This is a genomic window from Mesorhizobium sp. LMG17149, assembly GCF_024518695.1.
In the GTDB taxonomy this organism is placed as follows: Bacteria; Pseudomonadota; Alphaproteobacteria; order Rhizobiales; family Rhizobiaceae; genus Mesorhizobium.
Window position 1 is genome coordinate 48,721 of sequence record NZ_JANIFL010000003.1, and the last position, 18,770, is coordinate 67,490.

14 protein-coding genes are annotated in these 18,770 nt (G+C 62.7%); 8 read left to right on the forward strand and 6 right to left on the reverse strand.

The window, feature by feature from the left end; translation table 11 throughout:
- Positions 1 to 117 precede the first annotated feature (117 nt).
- From NP945_RS06510 to NP945_RS06525, 4 genes are all read left to right on the forward strand, one after another.
- Entirely contained in the window at positions 118 to 1,923 is a 1,806-nt protein-coding gene (locus NP945_RS06510; protein ID WP_256745883.1) for an IlvD/Edd family dehydratase, read from the forward strand.
- Between the two features lie 205 nt (positions 1,924 to 2,128).
- Positions 2,129 to 2,947: a chromate resistance protein ChrB domain-containing protein gene (locus NP945_RS06515; RefSeq protein WP_256746145.1), complete on the forward strand. Its 819-nt coding sequence runs from the start codon at positions 2,129 to 2,131 to the stop codon at positions 2,945 to 2,947.
- The gene (gene chrA / locus NP945_RS06520) at positions 2,944 to 4,332 is read left to right on the forward strand and encodes a chromate efflux transporter (RefSeq protein WP_127273111.1); all 1,389 of its coding nucleotides are present in this window, start codon (positions 2,944 to 2,946) and stop codon (positions 4,330 to 4,332) included. The genes NP945_RS06515 and chrA overlap by 4 nt, the downstream gene beginning before the upstream one ends.
- A 64-nt stretch (positions 4,333 to 4,396) precedes the next feature.
- Positions 4,397 to 4,795 carry a hypothetical protein gene (locus NP945_RS06525; protein ID WP_256745884.1) on the forward strand — a complete coding sequence of 133 codons (399 nt, stop codon included), beginning with the start codon at positions 4,397 to 4,399 and terminating at the stop codon, positions 4,793 to 4,795.
- A gap of 46 nt (positions 4,796 to 4,841) precedes the next feature.
- Here the strand turns inward: NP945_RS06525 and NP945_RS06530 are convergent, their stop codons facing one another.
- The 3 genes from NP945_RS06530 to NP945_RS06540 form a co-directional block, all read right to left on the reverse strand.
- Positions 4,842 to 6,071 (reverse strand): aromatic ring-hydroxylating dioxygenase subunit alpha, encoded by a 1,230-nt coding sequence (locus tag NP945_RS06530; RefSeq protein ID WP_256745885.1) that lies wholly within the window; start codon positions 6,069 to 6,071, stop codon positions 4,842 to 4,844.
- A gap of 173 nt (positions 6,072 to 6,244) precedes the next feature.
- Entirely contained in the window at positions 6,245 to 7,834 is a 1,590-nt protein-coding gene (locus NP945_RS06535) for a trimethylamine methyltransferase family protein (RefSeq protein ID WP_256745886.1), read from the reverse strand.
- Positions 7,835 to 8,023: 189 nt separating this feature from the next.
- Positions 8,024 to 9,517, reverse strand: a complete 1,494-nt coding sequence (locus NP945_RS06540; RefSeq protein ID WP_024503382.1) for a PLP-dependent aminotransferase family protein — start codon at positions 9,515 to 9,517, stop codon at positions 8,024 to 8,026.
- Positions 9,518 to 9,868: 351 nt separating this feature from the next.
- Between NP945_RS06540 and pgi the strand changes: the two genes are divergently transcribed.
- Both pgi and NP945_RS06550 read left to right on the forward strand, forming a co-directional pair.
- On the forward strand, positions 9,869 to 11,518 hold the full coding sequence (pgi, locus tag NP945_RS06545; RefSeq protein ID WP_306283091.1) for a glucose-6-phosphate isomerase: 1,650 nt from the start codon (positions 9,869 to 9,871) through the stop codon (positions 11,516 to 11,518).
- Between the two features lie 5 nt (positions 11,519 to 11,523).
- Positions 11,524 to 12,246 carry an HAD family hydrolase gene (locus NP945_RS06550; RefSeq protein WP_127398955.1) on the forward strand — a complete coding sequence of 241 codons (723 nt, stop codon included), beginning with the start codon at positions 11,524 to 11,526 and terminating at the stop codon, positions 12,244 to 12,246.
- A gap of 116 nt (positions 12,247 to 12,362) precedes the next feature.
- Here NP945_RS06550 and NP945_RS06555 read toward each other — a convergent pair whose 3' ends face one another.
- On the reverse strand, positions 12,363 to 12,722 hold the full coding sequence (locus tag NP945_RS06555) for a helix-turn-helix domain-containing protein (protein WP_256745888.1): 360 nt from the start codon (positions 12,720 to 12,722) through the stop codon (positions 12,363 to 12,365).
- A 114-nt stretch (positions 12,723 to 12,836) separates the two neighbouring features.
- On the opposite strand from NP945_RS06555, the gene NP945_RS06560 reads away from it, so the two are divergent.
- Entirely contained in the window at positions 12,837 to 13,715 is an 879-nt protein-coding gene (locus NP945_RS06560) for an NAD(P)H-binding protein (RefSeq protein ID WP_256745889.1), read from the forward strand.
- Positions 13,716 to 13,970: 255 nt separating this feature from the next.
- Here NP945_RS06560 and NP945_RS06565 read toward each other — a convergent pair whose 3' ends face one another.
- Positions 13,971 to 14,687, reverse strand: coding sequence for a methyltransferase (locus tag NP945_RS06565; protein ID WP_372337957.1), 717 nt, complete (start codon positions 14,685 to 14,687; stop codon positions 13,971 to 13,973).
- Positions 14,687 to 16,690: a long-chain fatty acid--CoA ligase gene (locus tag NP945_RS06570; RefSeq protein WP_256745890.1), complete on the reverse strand. Its 2,004-nt coding sequence runs from the start codon at positions 16,688 to 16,690 to the stop codon at positions 14,687 to 14,689. Before NP945_RS06570 ends, NP945_RS06565 begins: the two co-directional genes overlap by 1 nt.
- 470 nt (positions 16,691 to 17,160) lie before the next feature.
- Between NP945_RS06570 and NP945_RS06575 the strand changes: the two genes are divergently transcribed.
- Positions 17,161 to 18,753 carry an ABC transporter substrate-binding protein gene (locus NP945_RS06575; protein ID WP_256745891.1) on the forward strand — a complete coding sequence of 531 codons (1,593 nt, stop codon included), beginning with the start codon at positions 17,161 to 17,163 and terminating at the stop codon, positions 18,751 to 18,753.
- Positions 18,754 to 18,770 lie beyond the last annotated feature (17 nt).

Below are 18,770 nucleotides of genomic sequence, written 5' to 3' on the forward strand. Positions count from 1 at the left end.
CCGTAACGCACGGCTCGGTGCGTGTCTATCGCACCAAAGTCCGGTTGCGACCGCACGCCCTCTTGCCTGCTCCCGCGCGTTGCCATATCGATTTGTCTTACAAATACGGAGACCATGATGGCAGGCGCCCCCACCCATAAGAAAAAATTTCGCTCGCAGGAGTGGTTCGACAATCCCGACAATCCGGGCATGACGGCGCTCTATCTCGAGCGCTATCTCAATTACGGCCTGACGCGCGCCGAACTGATGTCCGGCAAGCCGCTGATCGGCATCGCCCAGACCGGCTCGGATCTGTCGCCTTGCAACCGTCACCATATCGAACTCGCCAAGCGTGTGCGCGAAGGCATCGTCTCGATGGGCGGCATTCCTTTCGAGTTTCCTTGCCATCCGATCCAGGAGACCGGCAAGCGCCCGACCGCGGCACTTGACCGCAACCTTGCCTATCTCAGCCTTGTCGAGGTGCTCTACGGCTATCCGCTCGATGGCGTCGTGCTGACCATCGGTTGCGACAAGACGACGCCGGCCCTGCTGATGGCGGCGGCCACCGTCAACATCCCGGCGATCGCGCTGTCGGTCGGCCCGATGCTCAATGGCTGGCACAAGGGCAAGCGCACCGGCTCCGGCACCATCGTCTGGGAATCGCGCCAGCGGCTTTCGGCCGGCGAGATCGGCTATGACGAGTTCATGGACATCGTCGCCTCGTCGGCGCCGTCCACCGGCTATTGCAACACCATGGGCACCGCCACCACGATGAACTCGCTGGCCGAGGCGCTCGGCATGCAATTGCCGGGCTCGGCCGCCATTCCCGCGCCCTACCGCGAGCGCGGCCAGATTTCCTATGAGACCGGAAAACGCATCGTCGAGATGGTGCATGCGGATCTGAAGCCGTCCGACATCATGACGAGGGAGGCTTTCGAGAACGCCATCGTCGTCAACTCGGCCATTGGCGGCTCGACCAACGCGCCTATCCATCTCAACGCCATCGCCCGCCACCTTGGAGTCAAGCTCGACAATGACGACTGGCAGACGGTCGGCCTCAATGTGCCGCTGCTGGTCAATTTGCAGCCGACGGGCGAATACCTCGGCGAGGACTACCATCATGCCGGCGGCGTGCCGGCGGTCATTGCCGAACTGATGAAGGGCGGGCTGTTGCCGCATCCCGGCGCGCGCACCGTCAACGGCAAGTCGATCGGTGAGAACAGCGAGGGCGTCGCCAACGAAAACCCCGACGTCATCCGCTCTGTCGCCAAGCCGCTGAAGGCCAATGCCGGCTTCATCAACCTCAGGGGCAATCTGTTTGATTCGGCGATCATGAAGACCAGCGGCATCTCGCCGGAATTCCGCGAGCGCTATCTGTCCAACCCGAAGGATCCCGAGGCTTTCGAAGGTAACGCCATGGTTTTCGACGGGCCGGAGGATTACCACGCCCGCATCGACGACCCGGCGCAAGGCATCGACGAACACACCATCCTGTTCATGCGCGGCGCTGGCCCGGTCGGCTATCCCGGCGGTGCCGAGGTCGTCAACATGCAGCCGCCGGCCTATCTCATCAAGAAGGGCATCCACGCGCTCGCTTGCATCGGTGACGGCCGCCAGTCGGGCACGTCGGGTTCGCCCTCGATCCTCAACGCCTCGCCGGAAGCCGCAATCGGCGGCGGACTGGCGCTGCTCAAGACGGGCGACCGGGTTCGCATCGACTTGCGCAAAGGCACGGCCGACATCCTCGTCACCGACGACGAGATCACCCGGCGCCGCGCCGAACTGCAAAACAATGGCGGCTTCCACTATCCCAAGCACCAGACACCCTGGCAGGAGATCCAGCGCGGCATGGTCGCGCAGTTCTCGGAGGGGATGGTGCTGAAGCCGGCGGTGAAATACCAGGATGTCGCGCACACCAGCGGTGTCCCCAGAGACAATCATTGATACTGAATCGACGGATGGCGGCTTGATCAAATCAGGCCGCCATCGGTTTTCCGGTTATCCTGGCCGGGTAGGTCGAGAACGGTCACCGTCCTTGACAAGCGCGCCCAACAAATCCACCATCATGACAAGGGGTGCATCGCGACGACCCCGTGAGGCGTCAGCCCAACGTTCGCGTCCAAGCTTCTCTTTTCAGGAGGTGGACGCCATGCCGTCAACAACCGCTATCACCGTACCGCAATTGTCCCGGCTCATAGGTCTGCCGGGTGCACCTGTCATCATCGATGTTCGCATCGAAGAAGATTTCGAAGCCGATCCGCGCCTGTTGCCGGCCTCGTGCCGGCGCGATTTCAAAACCGTTTCGACCTGGGCGGCCGAGTTTGCCGACAAGCCGGTGGCCGTCGTCTGCCAGAAGGGGCAAAAGCTCTCGCAAGGCGTCGTCGCATGGATGCGCCATGAGGGGATATCAGCCGAATCCCTTGAAGGCGGCTTTGAGGCCTGGCGCGATGCCGGGGGGCTTCTGGTCCGCACCGCCAAGTTGCCGCCACGCAATGAAAAGGGCGCCACCGTCTGGGTGACGCGATCCCGCCCGAAGGTCGACCGCATCGCTTGCCCATGGCTGATCCGGCGTTTCCTCGACCCCGACGCGGTGTTCCTGTTTGTCGAACCCGCTGAAGTATTGGCTGTTGCCGACCGCTTTCAGGCCGTGCCGTTCGACATCGACAATGTGTTCTGGAGCCATCGCGGCGAACGCTGCACCTTCGACACCATGATCGAGGAGTTCGGGTTGGAATCCGGGGCGCTCGATCGCCTCGCCGCAATCGTGCGCGCGGCCGACACCGCAAGCCTCGACCTGGTGCCCCAGGCGGCCGGCTTTCTGGCTGCCTCGCTGGGTCTGTCGCGTATGTACCGCGACGATTTGGAACAACTGGAAGCAGGCATGCTGCTCTACGACGCGTTCTTCCGCTGGTGTCGCGACGCCACCGAAGAAACGCACAACTGGCCCGCTGCAGGTAAACCATCATGACCATTCTTGTCCCCGACAATAAGGCGGTGACCGTCGAGCCGCCGGCTGCGCCGACCTTCGCGGAAGCCACGAAGGTCTGGGCGAAAATCGGATTGCTCAGCTTTGGCGGTCCGGCCGGGCAGATCGCGCTGATGCACAAGGAACTGGTCGAGGAGCGGCGCTGGATCGGGGAACGGCGTTTCCTGCATGCGTTGAATTACTGCATGCTGCTGCCTGGCCCGGAAGCCCAGCAACTCGCCATCTACATCGGTTGGCTGCTGCACAGGACGGCCGGTGGCCTTGTTGCCGGCATCCTGTTCGTCGTGCCGGGCGCGCTCGTCATGCTCGCCTTGAGCAGCCTGTACGTCCTCTATGGCGACATGCCGCTCGTCGCGGCGCTGTTTTTCGGGGTGAAGGCGGCGGTGCTCGCCATTGTCATCGAGGCGGTGATCCGGATCGGGCGACGCGCCCTCAAGAACCGGGTCATGGTGTCGATCGCGGTCGCGGCGTTCATTGCCATCTATGCGTTGAATGTGCCGTTTCCGCTCATCGTCCTTCTCGCCGGCCTGACGGGATGGCTGGGGGACCGCGTTGCTCCCGGCCTGTTTTCCGGCTCGGCCCATGGCAAGGACGGTGTTGCCGACTCCAAGGGAGCGGTCGACCTGATGTTCGAGCGTGGCGAACTGGCCCATGTCAAACCGACCAAATGGCACGCGCCGCGCACCCTCGCCATCTGGCTGCCGATCTGGCTCGGGCCTGTTCTTTTGATCTGGTGGTTCACCGGCTCCGCAAGCGTCTGGACCGAGATAGGCCGGTTCTTCAGCCTGATGGCTGTCGTCACCTTCGGTGGCGCCTATGCGGTCCTCGCCTATGTCGCGCAGGCAGCCGTCCAGTCCTTCGGCTGGCTGGCGCCGGGTGAAATGGTCGACGGTCTTGGACTTGCAGAAACGACGCCAGGACCACTCATCCTGGTGTTGCAGTTCGTCGGCTTCATCGCCGCGTTCCGCCATTCCGGCTCGCTCGACCCGTTACTTGCCGGATCGCTGGGGGCGCTGCTCACCTTGTGGGTGACGTTCACGCCCTGCTTTTTCTGGATATTCCTCGGGGCGCCCTACATCGAGGCCTTGCGCGGCAACAAGGCATTGTCGGCCGCACTGGGCGCGATCACCGCCGCAATTGTCGGGGTGATCATGAATCTGGCCCTATGGTTTGCTTTGCATGTCATCTTCCGTGAGGTGCACGCGACGGGGCTTGGCATGAACGTGCCGGTGCTTTCGTCCATCGACTGGCGTGCGGCCTTGCTATCCGTGGCCGCGATGGTCGCCATCCTGAAGCTGAAAGTCGGCATGCTGCCGACACTCGCGCTATCCGCCCTTGCAGGGGTCTTGCTGGCGGCGGCTGGTTAGACAGCACCGCCTTTGTAATCCGCTTGCCCACCACCTAAGTGGGCTGGAAACGGAAGGAAACATCATGGCCGGACGGCGCTCTTCCCTCGGCTTCCTCGGAATGTTCGGCCGTTCGGGCGACTTGAGGCAGCTCGACGATGCATTGCGCGGCGCCGATCTGCATCCAGCCCTTGTGCCGGAGGGCGTGAAGCTTACCCTCGTCAATCTCATGAAGGATCGCTGGCCCGACGAGCCGCCACCGGGCACCTATGCGTCGGTGGCGCAATTATGCAGCTATTGCATCGCGGGTCCCGAAACCTTCGAGCAAGCCAATGGCCATCAGCGGACGCTGGAAGCCGAACGTCGCATCGAGGCGGCGCTTGAAACCGGCGACAGCCTCGACGCGCAGATCGTGCTGATGACGCTGCATGCCAAGCTCATCAACGCTGAAGTCGTCGACCGATACGGGCTCAGCGCGGAATGACGCGAAAGGCAAGATCTGCCTGATTCTCCCGCGGCAGCCGAGCCGATCAGGCCCGGCTGATCTCCTCGAGATACCAGCCGATGTAGCGCAGTTCGTTGTATTCCATCGGCGCGATCGGTCCGGGCACGAAATAGTGCGAGCGCACGCCGCGCGCGGTGTGCTCGATGATCTTCTTGTCCTCTTCGGTGGTGACCTTCCACAGCCAGGTCAGCTTCTCCAGATCGTAGTCCTGCCCCTCGACCGCGTCGCCGCGCACCAGCCAGATCAGCTCCATCTCACAGGTACCAGCTGTTTTCGGGATGAAACGATAGATCATGCCGTGATCGGGATAACAGACCAGGAAGCTGGTGCCGCCAAGATGGATCGATGTCACGCCACCATCATAGTCGGTGAAGCGGCCCATCAGCGGCGCGACCGGCGAGCCGTCCTTGCTGCCGCTGGAAACGCCGTCATAGAGCGCATAGCGGAAAGTGTGGATCGCCTCCTGTCCGGCGGCCGAGTTCTGCCAGCGGTTGGCGCTGCCGATCTCGATGCCGAGCGCGCAGGTGCGTCGCTCCATCGCGGCATTGAGCTGCTCGATCATCTCGGCCGGTTTTTCCAGCGCATGCGTCTGCGAATATTCCGGATGCGCCGGCCCGCAATGGTAACATTCGACATAGTTCTCGACGGCGAGCTTCCAGTTGGCGTCGAGCGCATAAGACTGACGATACGCCACCTTGGCGTCGCCCCAGCCATATTGGCCGCAGCTCGTGCGCAGCGACTGTTCGATCGGATCGAAATCGAGCGGCGTCTCGGCGAAGGAAATGAAGACCAGCCCGGAGGCGACGCGGACATGAAGCTTCTTCAGCCCGTGCGCCGTGCGGTCGAAATCCTTCGGCATCAGGCGTGCGGCACGCAAGGATCCGTCATTGGAATAGGCCCATGCGTGGTAGGGGCACACGAACATCTTCGCATTGCCCTTCTCCTTGGTGCAGACCTCGGCACCACGGTGGCGGCAGACATTAAGCATGGCATGCACGGTGCCATCCATGCCGCGTGTCAGGATGACCGCCTCGTCGCCCAGCTTGAACAGCTCGAAATCGCCGGGGTTCGGGATAACGCTGGCATGGGCCAGGCAATGCCAATGGCGGCGAAAGACACGTTCCATGTCGCGCTCGAAGATCGCCGGATCATGATAGAAGGCACGCACCAGGCCGTGACCTGGCTGATGAGATGCCACCAGCCGATCGATCGCGTCGCCGTCGGTGGGTGCTTGCTGGATAGGATGCACACTCATTTGTCGTTCTGCCCGATGGTTGATCCCGGAGCAATTCCAGGAAAAGTGTGAAGCGGTTTTCTGTTAGGAATTGCGTCAAACGAAGAGCGCAATTCCAGGAAAAGTGTGAAGCGGTTTTCCGTCCTGAATTGGCTCCGGGTGGTGGCTGTATGGCTGCACGAACTCGTCTCCGGTCAGCCGCCCATTTGCGTGCGCGGCAGGTGGATCAGGTTGCCGAAGCGGGCACGCAATCTGTCGTCGACCTGTTTTGGCACGTGGCGCGGAAATCGCTCGGCAAGAATGCGTTTCTTCTCGGTGATCGCACGCAGCAATATATCAGGCCGGCCTTTTTCGTTCCATTCCTTCGGCGAGGAACGATCGCCGAGGGCGGGATAGAAGTGCTCGGTCTGCATCAGCTTGAGCGTTTGTTCGTTGTCGAGATAGTGGCCCGGACCCTTGAGGCAGACCTCGGCGATGCTGTCGATCGACAGGGCCTCGTCAGTCACGTCGATGCCACGCGCGCAGCCTAGGCAATGACCGAGCATGTCGTTGTCGATGACCAGGCTCTCCAGGCAGAAGCCGAGCAGCGAGGCATGCATGCCGGCCGCCTCGTAGACGAGGTTGAGGCCGGAGAGGCCGGCCATCACATTGGTGATGCCCTTTTCGTAGCCGGACTGAATATCGGGCAATTTCGAATCCGTCATGCCGGCGGCGGAGCCACCGGGCAGGTCGTAGAATTGCGCCATCTGGGCACAGGCCGCCGTTGCCACCGACTGCTCGGCCGACCCGCCCGCCATGGCGCCGGTGCGCAGGTCCGACATGAACGGCCATGCGCCGAAGATCGCCGGATGGCCGGGCTTGAGCGCGTTGACATAGACCAGGCCGGCCAGCACTTCGGCCACTGCTTGCACGACGGCGCCGGCCATCGCCGCGGGTGCCGTGGTGCCGGACTGGCCGGTCGACAGCAGCAGGATCGGGATGCCGCCTTCGACGCAGGCCTCAAGCACGCCGCAGGCATCCTCGGCGAACTTCATTGGCGGCACGACGAATGAGTTGGAGTTGGAAACGAACGGCCGGGCACGGAAATGCTCCTCGCCGCCGGCGATGGCGTACAGCATTTCAAGCGCAGGCTTCACGTTCTCACGCACGGTGAAGGATGTTCCGACGTGCTTCGATGTTCCCATCACACAGGCATAAAGCGTGTTGAAATCCATCTCGAGCGGATCGGCGATGTCGCGCGCCACCATCGGCCGCTGGAAGAAATGGATGTTGTCCAGCCCGTCGACGATGCGGGCGGCATCATAAATATCCTGCAGCTTGGACTCGCGGTACTCGCGCTTCTCCAGATCCACCAGGTGCACGGCGATGCCTGCCGTGCCGTAGTGCACGCGCTTGCCCTGGACCACCATGTCGTGCCTGGGGTCCTGGCCATAAAGCGTGAAATGTCGTGCCGCCCGCTTGATGGTGTCGAGCACGAGCGCGCGCGGAAAGCGGACCCGGCCATCGTCGCCGTGGACCGCCCCCACCTTGGTCAACACCTTTATGCAGGAAGGAATGGCGTTGGCGAAACCCACTGTCTCCAAAAGCGTCAGCACGCCCTCGTGGATACGCTCGCGGTCATCCCCGCGCAGCGGCCCGTAGCCGCCACCCTCGATGGCTTTGTGCTGTGGTCTGGTATCCTCCACCAGGGGAGATGATCGCATGGCATGTCCTGTTTCGCGAAGACCGGAGCGCTGCGGACGACGGTTCGCCGGCGTGTCCTGCTGTTCGACAGCCACTGGCATGGAAGCACTCCACCTTCGTCGGCAGGAACTCGTGGCGGTTGGTCCACCATCGGCCTGCTTCTTCCCCTGACGCCGACTATGCCGCTGGCACTGGCCCATCCTATGGGCCAGCTGGCCCAGTTCCATGTGCCAGAGCTAAAATACCGGAGCCGCTGCGAACGGCTCCGGTCACGAGAGATCGACGATGGATCAGGCGGCCGCGGGTCTGCGTCCGGCGGCCGTGGCCAGTTCGCGAATGCCTGGCTCGATGTGCTGCAGTGCGATCGACGAGATGCCCAGCCGCATGAAACGCGAAGGCTTTTCAGTGCGATCGAAGAAACGGTCGCCTGGCTCGATGATGACGCTGCGCGAGGCGGCTGCCTCGGCCAGCCCGCGCGAATCGGTGCCGCGCGGCCCTTCGAGCCACAGCGACGTGCCGCCGGCCGAATCGGTCGAACGCCATTCCGGCAGGAAGGCGGAAATCGCATGGACCAGCCGCTTGCGCCGCTCGTCGAAGGCTGAAGACAGCCGCCGCACCAGCGCCTCGTGGTGGCCGAGCGACAGGAACAGCGCTACGGCGCGCTGATTGTTGGCCGGCGGGTGACGCAGCATGAAGCGGCGCAGCGCCCTGAGCTCCGCGATCAGTCCGGCGGACGCCACGATGTAGCCGAGCCGCAGGCCCGGAGCCAGCGTCTTGGACATCGAGCCGACATAGACGACGCGGCCAGAACGATCGAGGCTCTTCAGTGCTTGCTGCGGTGCCTCGTCGAGAAGCTGGCTGTCATAGCCGTCCTCGATGATGATCTGGTTGTAGCGGTTGGCTCGCGCCAGAAGATCCTGCCGCCGCTCCGCCGACAACGGCACCATGGTCGGGCAATGATGGCTGGGCGTGACGAAGACGAAGCCGGAATCGTTGGGGATAGAAGCAGTTACGATGCCGGACTGGTCGACCGGCACCGGCTGTATCTCCGCGCCGGCAAGGCGGAAGATCGAGCGGGCATCGGGATAGCCCGGGTCTTCCATCGCCACCTTGGAGCCTTTGGACATCAGCAGCGTCGCCAGCATGTAGAGCGCGTTCTGGGCGCCCAGCGTGACGATGATCTCGTCCGGGTTGGCAAAGATGCCGCGCCGGGGCAGGAGCCGCGCCTGGATCTGCTCGATCAGCAGCGGATCGTCACGGTCGACCATGTCGGACGCCCAGTTACGGATTTCCAGCACGGCAAGGGCCATGCGGTTGCACTCGCGCCACTCGGCGGTCGGGAACAGCGCCGGGTCGAACTGCCCGTAGACGAAAGGGTAGGACGACTTGATCCAGTTCTCGTGCTTCGCTGGCGGCGGCATGTCGCTTGCGGCGATCTTGCGGCGTGCCTTCCAGTCGATCTCGTTGGCCTGGTCGGGCGCCTTCTGGTGCGGCTTGGCCGGTGTCGCCAGCACATCGGGATTGACGAAATGGCCACGCCGCTCGCGCGCCACCAGGAAACCCTGGTCGACGAGCTGCTGGAACGCCAGCACCACGGTTCCGCGAGCCACGCCAAGTTTTTCGGCCAGGATCCGGCAGGAAGGAAGCGGCATCGAAGCGGCGATCTGGCGGTCGAGAATGGCGGCTACGATGGCCTGGCGGATCTGCGCCTGCAGGGTTTGGCCGGATTCGGCCGAAATCCGGAACAGGCCGGACCATATCGCCGTGTCGTTTCGCTGTGGCATGGGAGATTTCCTCGATGGCCAGTCTTTTTCGCTTGGCTGGACCAGCCGAACGTAACCGTGGCACAAGGGGTTGCGCCAATCAATTTTTCTGATCGTTGGGATTTATGCCAGTGATCCTTCACGTCCTTTTGATGCCGCGTTGCGGCATCCTGGGGTGACGCGGCGCCTCATCCCGGCGATGACACCGTACGTGACGTCTGCGTGATCGCCGCGTGACGTCTGCGTCATCGCTGGGGTGACGGTGTGCGTCATCGCTGCGCATTGAAACGGGTGGAGTTCGGCCCGATAGATTGTCGCGACGACACGCGCCGGAAACATCCGGTCCGTAATGATGGCTCGAGGTCTCGGAGTTTGGCAGTGGATCAATCGTCCTTTCAAAAACAGCTCGCCGCCTTGCGTGACCACCGCGCGGCGGCGCCCGCCAGCATGCGCCAGGCCTTCGCCGCCGATCCCAAGCGGTTCGTGGAATTCTCCGCTGCCGACGGCGATCTGCTGCTCGACTGGTCGAAATGCGCGGTCGACGCGACCACCATGGAGCTGCTGGAAAAGCTCGCCCAGGCCGCCGATCTCGAAGGCCGCCGCGCCGCCATGTTCGCCGGCAAGAAGATCAACGTCACCGAGGACCGTGCCGTGCTGCACACGGCGCTGCGCAACCTGACCGGCAAGGGCGTCACCGTCGATGGCCAGGACGTCAAGGCTGACGTCATCGCCGTGCTCGACGCCATGGGCGCCTTTGCCGATGCCGTGCGCTCGGGCAAGGCGGCTGGCGCCACCGGCAAGAAGATCACCGACATCGTCAACATTGGCATCGGCGGTTCCGATCTCGGCCCGGCCATGGCGACGCTGGCGCTGGCGCCCTATCATGACGGGCCGCGCGCACATTACGTTTCCAACATCGACGGCGCCCATATCCACGACACACTGAAGGGCCTCTCCGCCGAAACCACGCTTTTCATCATCGCTTCCAAGACCTTCACCACCGTCGAAACGATGACCAACGCCGAAACCGCTCGGAAATGGGTGCAGGAAGCACTGGGTAAGGAAGCGGTCGGCAAGCATTTCGCCGCCGTCTCCACCGCACTCGACCTGGTGGCCAAGTTCGGCATCGAGCCGGATCGCGTCTTCGGCTTCTGGGACTGGGTCGGCGGCCGCTATTCGCTCTGGGGCGCCATCGGCCTGCCGGTGATGATCGCTGTCGGCCCGCGGAATTTTCGCGCCTTCCTCGATGGCGCGCATGAGATGGACGAGCATTTCCGCACCGCGCCGGTGCAGGAGAACCTGCCGGCGCTGCTTGGACTGGTCGGCTGGTGGCATCGCGTCATCTGCGGCTACCCGGCGCGCGCCGTCATCCCGTATGACCAGCGCCTGTCCAGGCTGCCGGCCTATCTGCAGCAGCTCGACATGGAATCGAACGGCAAGAGCGTCACCCTCGAAGGCACAGAGGTGACGACGCCGACCGGACCGCTGGTCTGGGGCGAGCCCGGCACCAACGGCCAGCATGCCTTCTTCCAGCTGCTGCACCAGGGCACCGATATCATCCCGGTCGAGTTCCTCGCCGCGGCCGTCGGCCACGAGCCCGATCTCAAGCACCAGCACGATCTGCTGCTCGCCAACTGCCTGGCGCAGTCGGAAGCGCTGATGAAGGGCCGCACGCTGGACGAAGCCCGCGCCCAGATGCTGGCCAAGGGCATGAAGCCGGCCGAGGTCGACAAGATAGCGCCGCACCGCGTCTTCTCCGGCAACCGGCCCTCGCTGACCATCCTCTACCGCAAACTCGACCCGCGCACCTTCGGCCGGCTGATCGCGCTCTACGAGCACCGCGTCTTCGTCGAGGGCACGCTGTTCGACATCAACTCCTTCGACCAGTGGGGTGTCGAGCTCGGCAAGGAACTGGCCACCGGCCTTCTGCCTGTCGTGGAGGGCAAGGAAAGTGCCGCGAAGCGGGACGCATCGACCGCAGGCCTTGTGGGATTCATCCACCATTTGCGTGGCGCGGAGTGAAAAGTTTGGCAGACATCAAGGGAATATTGTTCGACAAGGACGGCACGCTTGTCGATTTCAACGCCACCTGGCTCGGCGTTGCCGACTTCATGGCCATGGATGCGTCCGAAGGCGATCGCTGGAAAGCCGACAGGCTGCTGGCCGCCGCCGGCTTCGATTTCGCCAACAAGCGTTTCAAACCGGATTCGATCTTTGCGTCCGGCACCAATCTCGACGTCGTCGAATTGTGGTTTCCGCGCCTGTCCAACGAGGACCAGATGCTTGCGGTTGCCCGCTTCAACGAAATCACCTCGGTGCAGGGCTCGGCAATGGCCGTGGCGCTGCCGGGCATCGTCGACACGCTGACGGCACTGCACAGGAAATCTTACCGGCTTGGCGTCGCCACCAATGATTCGACCAGCGGCGCGGAAAAGACGCTGGTGACGCTCGGCGTCGCCCAATTGTTCGACGCGGCCTATGGCTACGACGCGGTGGCCAATCCGAAGCCGGCGCCCGACACCATCCTGGCTTTCAGCGACCTCACCGGCCTCAGGCCGGCGGAGATCGCCATGGTCGGCGACAACAGGCACGACCTCGAAATGGCGCGTGCCGGTGGCTGCGGGCTGGCAGTCGGCGTGCTCTCCGGCACCGGCACCCGCGAATCGCTGGCCGGCATTGCCGATGTGATCCTGGATTCGGTCGCCGACCTGCCGGATTTTCTCTCGGCGCGGGTCAAGGAGACGATCTGACGGCGGAGGCCGGGCAAATCAACTTGGGCTTTTCCCGCCAACGGCTGAGATTGGTGGAAAGGAGACGGGCTGTTCCTTCAAAGGCGGACTTTGGTCCACCGCCAGATTTGGGACCGCTACGCACCTGCAGAGGGGCGCGATCGATTTTGCACGATCAGGGCTACCTCGGACGTATGATGAGTTCCCCATTCGCACAAGGGCGCGAGTACTCCGGCCAGGCTTTGACCAAAGTCGGTTAGTTCATACTCGACGTGCGGCGGCACCGTCTGAAAGTCAATGCGACGAATAACGCCATCATCCGTCAGTTCTTTCAGGTGCTGGATCAGCATTTTCTCGCTCACGTTGGTAACGAGCCTGCGGAGTCGACCGGTGCGTTTGGGCCCGCTGGCCAGATGATAGACGACAAGCGGCTTCCACTTGCCTCCAAGGATGGCAAGAACCGCTTCCAGGCCGCATTGGAAATTTGTCTCGGTCACGTCGATCTCCGAATTTTGGCACTTACCAAATAGTCGGTACTGGTTTGCAGGTCTGTTCTGACTTACCTGGATCGGACGACGGTGTCGATGTGCAAAAGCCCAAAGGAAATCACCATGGCCAAGATCCTCGTAACCGGCGCAACCGGCAATATCGGCCGAAAAACTCTCCAACATCTCCTAAAGCGGTTGCCCGCCAGCGATCTCGTCGGCCTGGCCCGCGATCCCGCCAAGGCGGCCGATCTGGCGGCCGATAGGATTGAGATCCGCCAAGGCGACTATCTCGACTATGACGGACTGGTGCGCGCGTTCGAGGGCATTGATAAGCTAATGCTCGTATCCGCCACGGCCTTTACCGATCGCAATACCCAGCACCAAAATGCCATTAGCGCAGCTCGGCAGGCGGGCGTTAAGCACATCGTCTATATGCCGATCATCCACGAAGCAGGATCCGCCTTCACCTTGTCGGATATCACCGAGCAGGATCTGTTCGTCGAGGAAAAACTGAAGGCGTCCGGCCTAGCCTACACGCTCGTCCGTCATCCGCCCTTTATCGAGAGCATCCCATTCTACATCGGCGGAAACGCCCTGGAGACCGGGGTTCACGTGCCGGCTGGTGCGGGCAAGGCGGGCTATGCCAGCCGTGACGACCTAGCAGAGGCGCATGCCATTGTGCTGAGCCAAGACGGCCATGAATACAAGACATACTCGCTGTATGGCGATCCCGCCGTGTCCTTCGCGGATGTCGCACAGATCCTGTCGGATGTCAGCGGCAAGCGAGTGCCGTTTGTTTCCGGCTCGGATCACGATTACATCGCCCACTTAGTGGCGGCGGGTCTGCCCGAGCAGGCCGCCCGCTTCGCGCTTGTGTGGGTGCAAGGCATCAACGCCGGAGAATGGGGCGGCACGGCGGGGGATCTCGAGAAACTCTTGGGCCGCAAGCCGATGACAGCGGCCGAGTTCTTGCGGGCCAACCATGCGGCACTCCAAGCTTGAGACGGGGACCTTGAAGAACTGAGCGTTAGACAACGCAACATCGACATTGCCGGGGTGATGGCAGCAACGCGCCATCCCGCCGTTTTGCGACTCGCCGAGCCACCCTACGACGCCCGAATAACGCGCCTTGGATCATACCCCAATTTTGCGCCGCCGAATGTCAGCTCTGTATGGCAGCCTTCTGGCAGTCGTACTCACCTGACAAAGGTCCGGAACGAGGTCGAACCCGGCCATTCCGAGTGACTGGGATTGATCTCAGCGCCAGCGGTCATCCGCCTCGAAGGAAAACACACCGCTCGGCTTGGTCGCAGCTCCCTTCGCGTCGCCGAAATCCGGCACCTGGTATTCGGCGAGCAACCGCAGTCGGGGCAGCGGCAGATCGTTGCGACGGGGATCGCCGACCAGCACGTCGATGCCGGCTGCCAGGCAGCGATCGAGGAACGGGGTGACGCGTAAAGCAACGTCGCGCCCGTAGAAAACATCGCCTGCGAGCACGAGGTCAACTGCCGGCGGCGGGCCGGCGGTGATGTCTACGCCTATTACCGTGATGGCAACGCCGTTGGCGGCCGCGTTGAGCTCAAGAGCGGCAACGCCGTTGCGGTCGATCTCGGCGGCGATCACTTCGCGTGCCCCAGCCTTAGCTGCGGCGATGCCGACAAGGCCGGAGCCGGCACCAAGGTCGAGCACGCGGCGTCCCGCCACGGTTGTTGGATGGTCAAGGACATAGCGTGCGAGCACGGTGCCGCCGGCCCATGCATAGGCCCAGTAGGGCGGTTGTGGCTCCGGCGCGTCTTCCGCATCGTCTTCGGGCTCGACGAGCCGCCTCAGTCCGCTGCCGGGGTGAGCTGTATAAAACTGGATTTCTGGAAGCGCAGGCACGGGGACAAGGCGCATGTTCGCCTTGATGAAGGTTGCCGGGTCGAGGCGTGAGCATCGATTCGGAGCATCGTTGTCGGCAAGATCGCCGTCCACTATTCGCGCAGTGCTCGCCGCAGGATCTTGCCGACCGGCGTCTTCGGCAGCTCGGTCCTGAATTCTATGTATTTGGGCCGCTTGTAGCCGGTCAGGTTCTCGCGGCAAAAGGCGGTGAGCGTCTCTGCGGTCAGCGCCGGATCCTTCTTGACCACGAACAGTTTCGGCACCTCGCCCGAATGCTCGTCCGGCACGCCGACCGCCGCCACTTCGAGCACGCCCGGATGCATGGCCACGACTTCCTCGAGCTCGGTCGGATAGACATTGAAGCCCGAGACCAGGATCATGTCCTTCTTGCGGTCGACGATCTTGGTGTAGCCGCGCTCGTCCATGGAGCCCATGTCGCCGGATTTGAAGTAGCCATCCTTGGTCATCACCTTGGCGGTCTCATCGGGCCGGTTCCAGTAGCCCGCCATCACTTGCGGCCCTCGGATGCAGACCTCGCCGACCTCGCCGAGCGGCAAATTGTTGCCGTCGTCGTCGCGGATGGCGATCTCGGTCGAGGGCAGCGGCAAGCCGATGGTGCCGGTGAAGTCGCCGGCGGTGAACTTGTTGGCGGTGGCGACCGGCGAGGTTTCCGAGAGGCCGTAGCCTTCGGTGACCGAACAACCGGTCAGCGTCTTCCAGCGTTCGGCGACGCCCTTCTGCACCGCCATGCCGCCGCCCAGCGTCAGCACCAGCGGCTTGAAGTCGAGCTTGCGGAAATCCTCATTGTTGAGCAGCGCGTTGAACAGCGTGTTGAGGCCGGGAAAGATGTGCACCGGATACTTCTGCAGTTCCTTGACGAAGCCGGGAATGTCGCGCGGATTGGGAATGAGCACATTGCGGGCGCCTTGCTGCATGCCCATCAGTGCGTTCACGGTCAGCGCGAAAATATGATAGAGCGGCAGCGCGCAGATAAAGTTGGGGTGCGCCGGTTTCGGCTTGATCGTGTAGGCGTCCTCCATCCACTGCGCGTTCTGCGCGACGTTGGCGAGCACGTTTCTGTGCAGCAGTGTGGCGCCCTTCGACACGCCCGTGGTGCCGCCCGTATATTGCAGGAAGGCGACATCGTCGGCTTCCACCTTGGCCGGCTTGAAGCCCATGCCGGCGCCGGCCTTCATGGCGGCATTGAACTTGACATGGCCGGGCAAGGACCATGCCGGCACCATCTTCTTCACGCGGCGCACGACGAAATTGACGATGGTGCCCTTCAGGCCGCCGAGCATGTCGCCCATCGCGGCGACCACCACATGCTTGACCGCCGTCCTCGCGATCACCGCCTGCAAGGTGTTGGCGAAGTTTTCCAGGATGACGATGGCTTGCGCACCGGAATCCTTCAACTGGTGTTCGAGCTCGCGCGGCGTGTAGAGCGGATTGATGTTCACCACGACATAGCCGGCGCGCAAGATCGCCATCATCGCCACCGGATATTGCAGCACGTTCGGCATCATCAGCGCAACGCGCGCGCCTTTCTGCAGGCCCTTCGATTGCAGGTAGGCGCCGAAGGCCGCCGACAGCCGCTCGACATCGGTGTAGCTGATGGACTTGTCCATGCAGGTGAAGGCCGGCTGCGCGGAAAACTGCTTGCAGGCGCCGACGAGGAAATCGCCGATCGAGCTGTAGGGCAGGGCGCCGATCTCCGCCTGCACGTTTTTCGGATAGCTCTTGAGCCACGGCTTTTCCGGCAAGCCGGCGGCCAGCGCCGTCAATGCTTTAGGCAATCGGTTGGCGGTGGCGTCGGCCGGCCTTGCCGCCGGTGGGGCCTTCACCGCCGCCGCAGCCTTCGACGCCTGCTTGACAGCGGGCTTTGCCGCACCCGCTTTACTCCCCGGCGCCGTCTTTCCGGCCGCGGCCTTGGCCGGGGCTTTCACCGCCGGCTTTGTGCTTGCCCTTACGGGCGCCGCGGCCGCCTTCGGCGTGGCGGCTTTGGCAACGGGTGCTTTCGGCTTGGCAGTACCGGCTGCTTTCGACGGCGCCTTGGCTCCCGCTTTCACCGTCGTCGTCCTTGATGCTTTTGCCACCCGTTCCTCCCTGGACAAGTTTGTTCATTTGCGCCGCGCTCGCCCCTGAATTGACCTCGCCTCTGAATTGACAAGGGCGCCCTCCGCTGCGGCCGTTATACCCTATGTATTGCCTCCCTTGGTGACCGTGCAAGTCTTGCCCTTGCGGCAACACGGCGAAAGATTTGCCGTCGAAAGTCCTTGCCGCCGCCGGCGCTGCCAAATGGTGTCCTGGCGCATCCCTCGGCCGCTCGGAAGCGCGGGGAACATTTATATCGTCAGCTTGGCGATCAATAAAAAAATGCGGTTGTTAATAATCTCGTGAATGGAAGAAACTGCTAATTTTTTCTGCAATTTGGCAAAATAGCGGATTTTTTTCCTGCTTCCCGCGGGGTAAGCAAACGGGGTGTTCCAAAGCCGGAAAAACGGTGCTTATATGCGCGCTTCGCGAGCCTGATAGAGGGGCTTGGAAGAACATCAGGGAGTGCTCAATGAATAAGAAGCTGACTTTTGCAGCCGCGTTGCTGGCTGCAAGCGTCCTGGGCGGCATGGCGAATGCGAAAACTCTGGTCTACTGCGCGGAAGCTTCGCCGGAAGGTTTCGATCCGGCGCCGTATACCGCAGGCCAGACGTTCGACGCGTCATCGCGCACCGTCTTCAACCGCCTTGTCGAATTCGATCACGGCAAGACGACGACCTCGCCGGGCCTGGCCGAGAGCTGGACGATCTCCGACGATGGCAAGGAATATGTCTTCAAGCTGCGCAAGGGCGTCAAGTTCGCCGCGACCGACTATTTCACCCCGACGCGCGACTTCAACGCCGACGACGTGGTGTTCTCGTTCGAACGCCAGGTCGACAAGAACGGCCCTTGGTTTCAGTACATTCCGGGCATTGCATACCAGTATTACAATGACCAGTTCGGCGAAAACATCGCCAAGGTCGAGAAGGTCGACGACCTGACGGTGAAGTTCACCCTCAAGGAGCCGGCGATCACTTTCATTCCAACGCTGGGCATGGATTTCGCTTCGGTCGTCTCCAAGGAATATGCCGACAAGCTGCAGGCCGACAAGACGCCTGAGCTGTTCAACCAGAAGCCGATCGGCACCGGTCCGTTCATCTTCGTCGACTACCAGACCGACGCCGCCATCCGCTACAAGGCCAACCCGGACTATTGGGGCGGCAAGCAGAAGATCGACGATCTGGTCTTCGCCATCACCACCGATCCGGCGGTGCGCGCGCAGAAGCTCAAGGCCGGCGAATGCAACATCATGTCGTACCCGGCACCGGCCGACATCGCCGGCCTGCAGGCCGATCCGAACCTGAAGGTCGAGGAGCAGGAAGGCCTCAATGTCGGCGCGCTGATGTACAACACCCAGCAGAAGCCGTTCGACGACGTGCGCGTCCGCAAGGCGCTCAACATGGCCATCAACAAGAAGGCCATCATCGACGCCGTCTTCCAGGGCGCCGGGCAGGTGGCGATCAATCCGATCCCGCCGACCATGTGGTCCTACAACAAGGAAGTGAAGGACGATCCTTACGATCCGGATGCAGCCAAGAAGCTGCTTGAAGAGGCCGGCGTCAAGGACCTCAAGATGAACGTCTGGGCCATGCCGGTGTCGCGCCCATATATGCCGAACGCGCGCCGCACCGCCGAGCTGATCCAGGCGGACTTCGCCAAGGTCGGCGTCACCGTCGAGATCGTCAGCTACGATTGGGGTGAATACCTCAAGCGCGCTTCCGCGGTCGATCACGACGGCGCCGTCATCGTCGGCTGGACCGGCGACAATGGCGATCCGGACAACTTCCTCGGCGTGCTCCTGAGCTGCGCTTCCGTCGGTTCGAACAACCGCGCGGAATGGTGCAACAAGGACTTCGATGCGCTCATCAACAAGGCCAAGACCGTTTCGGACCAGGCCGAGCGCACCAAGCTCTATGAACAGGCACAGGTCATCTTCAAGGAACAGGCACCCTGGGCGACGCTCGCTCACTCCAAGGTGTTCATGCCGATGCAGAAGACCGTCACCGGCTTTGCGATGGATCCGCTCGGGATCCACCGCTTCGACGGCGTCGATATCGCCGAATAAGGTTGCGAAACGGGGGC

What these genes read in the sequence shown, in the direction of transcription:
- NP945_RS06510 (WP_256745883.1), top strand. Translation starts at nt 118, where the DNA reads ATGGCAGGCGCCCCCACCCATAAGAAAAAATTTCGCTCGCAGGAGTGG.
- NP945_RS06515 (WP_256746145.1), top strand. Translation starts at nt 2,129, where the DNA reads ATGCCGTCAACAACCGCTATCACCGTACCGCAATTGTCCCGGCTCATA.
- chrA (WP_127273111.1), top strand. Translation starts at nt 2,944, where the DNA reads ATGACCATTCTTGTCCCCGACAATAAGGCGGTGACCGTCGAGCCGCCG.
- NP945_RS06525 (WP_256745884.1), top strand. Translation starts at nt 4,397, where the DNA reads ATGGCCGGACGGCGCTCTTCCCTCGGCTTCCTCGGAATGTTCGGCCGT.
- NP945_RS06530 (WP_256745885.1), bottom strand. Translation starts at nt 6,071, where the DNA reads ATGAGTGTGCATCCTATCCAGCAAGCACCCACCGACGGCGACGCGATC.
- NP945_RS06535 (WP_256745886.1), bottom strand. Translation starts at nt 7,834, where the DNA reads ATGCCAGTGGCTGTCGAACAGCAGGACACGCCGGCGAACCGTCGTCCG.
- NP945_RS06540 (WP_024503382.1), bottom strand. Translation starts at nt 9,517, where the DNA reads ATGCCACAGCGAAACGACACGGCGATATGGTCCGGCCTGTTCCGGATT.
- NP945_RS06560 (WP_256745889.1), top strand. Translation starts at nt 12,837, where the DNA reads ATGGCCAAGATCCTCGTAACCGGCGCAACCGGCAATATCGGCCGAAAA.
- NP945_RS06575 (WP_256745891.1), top strand. Translation starts at nt 17,161, where the DNA reads ATGAATAAGAAGCTGACTTTTGCAGCCGCGTTGCTGGCTGCAAGCGTC.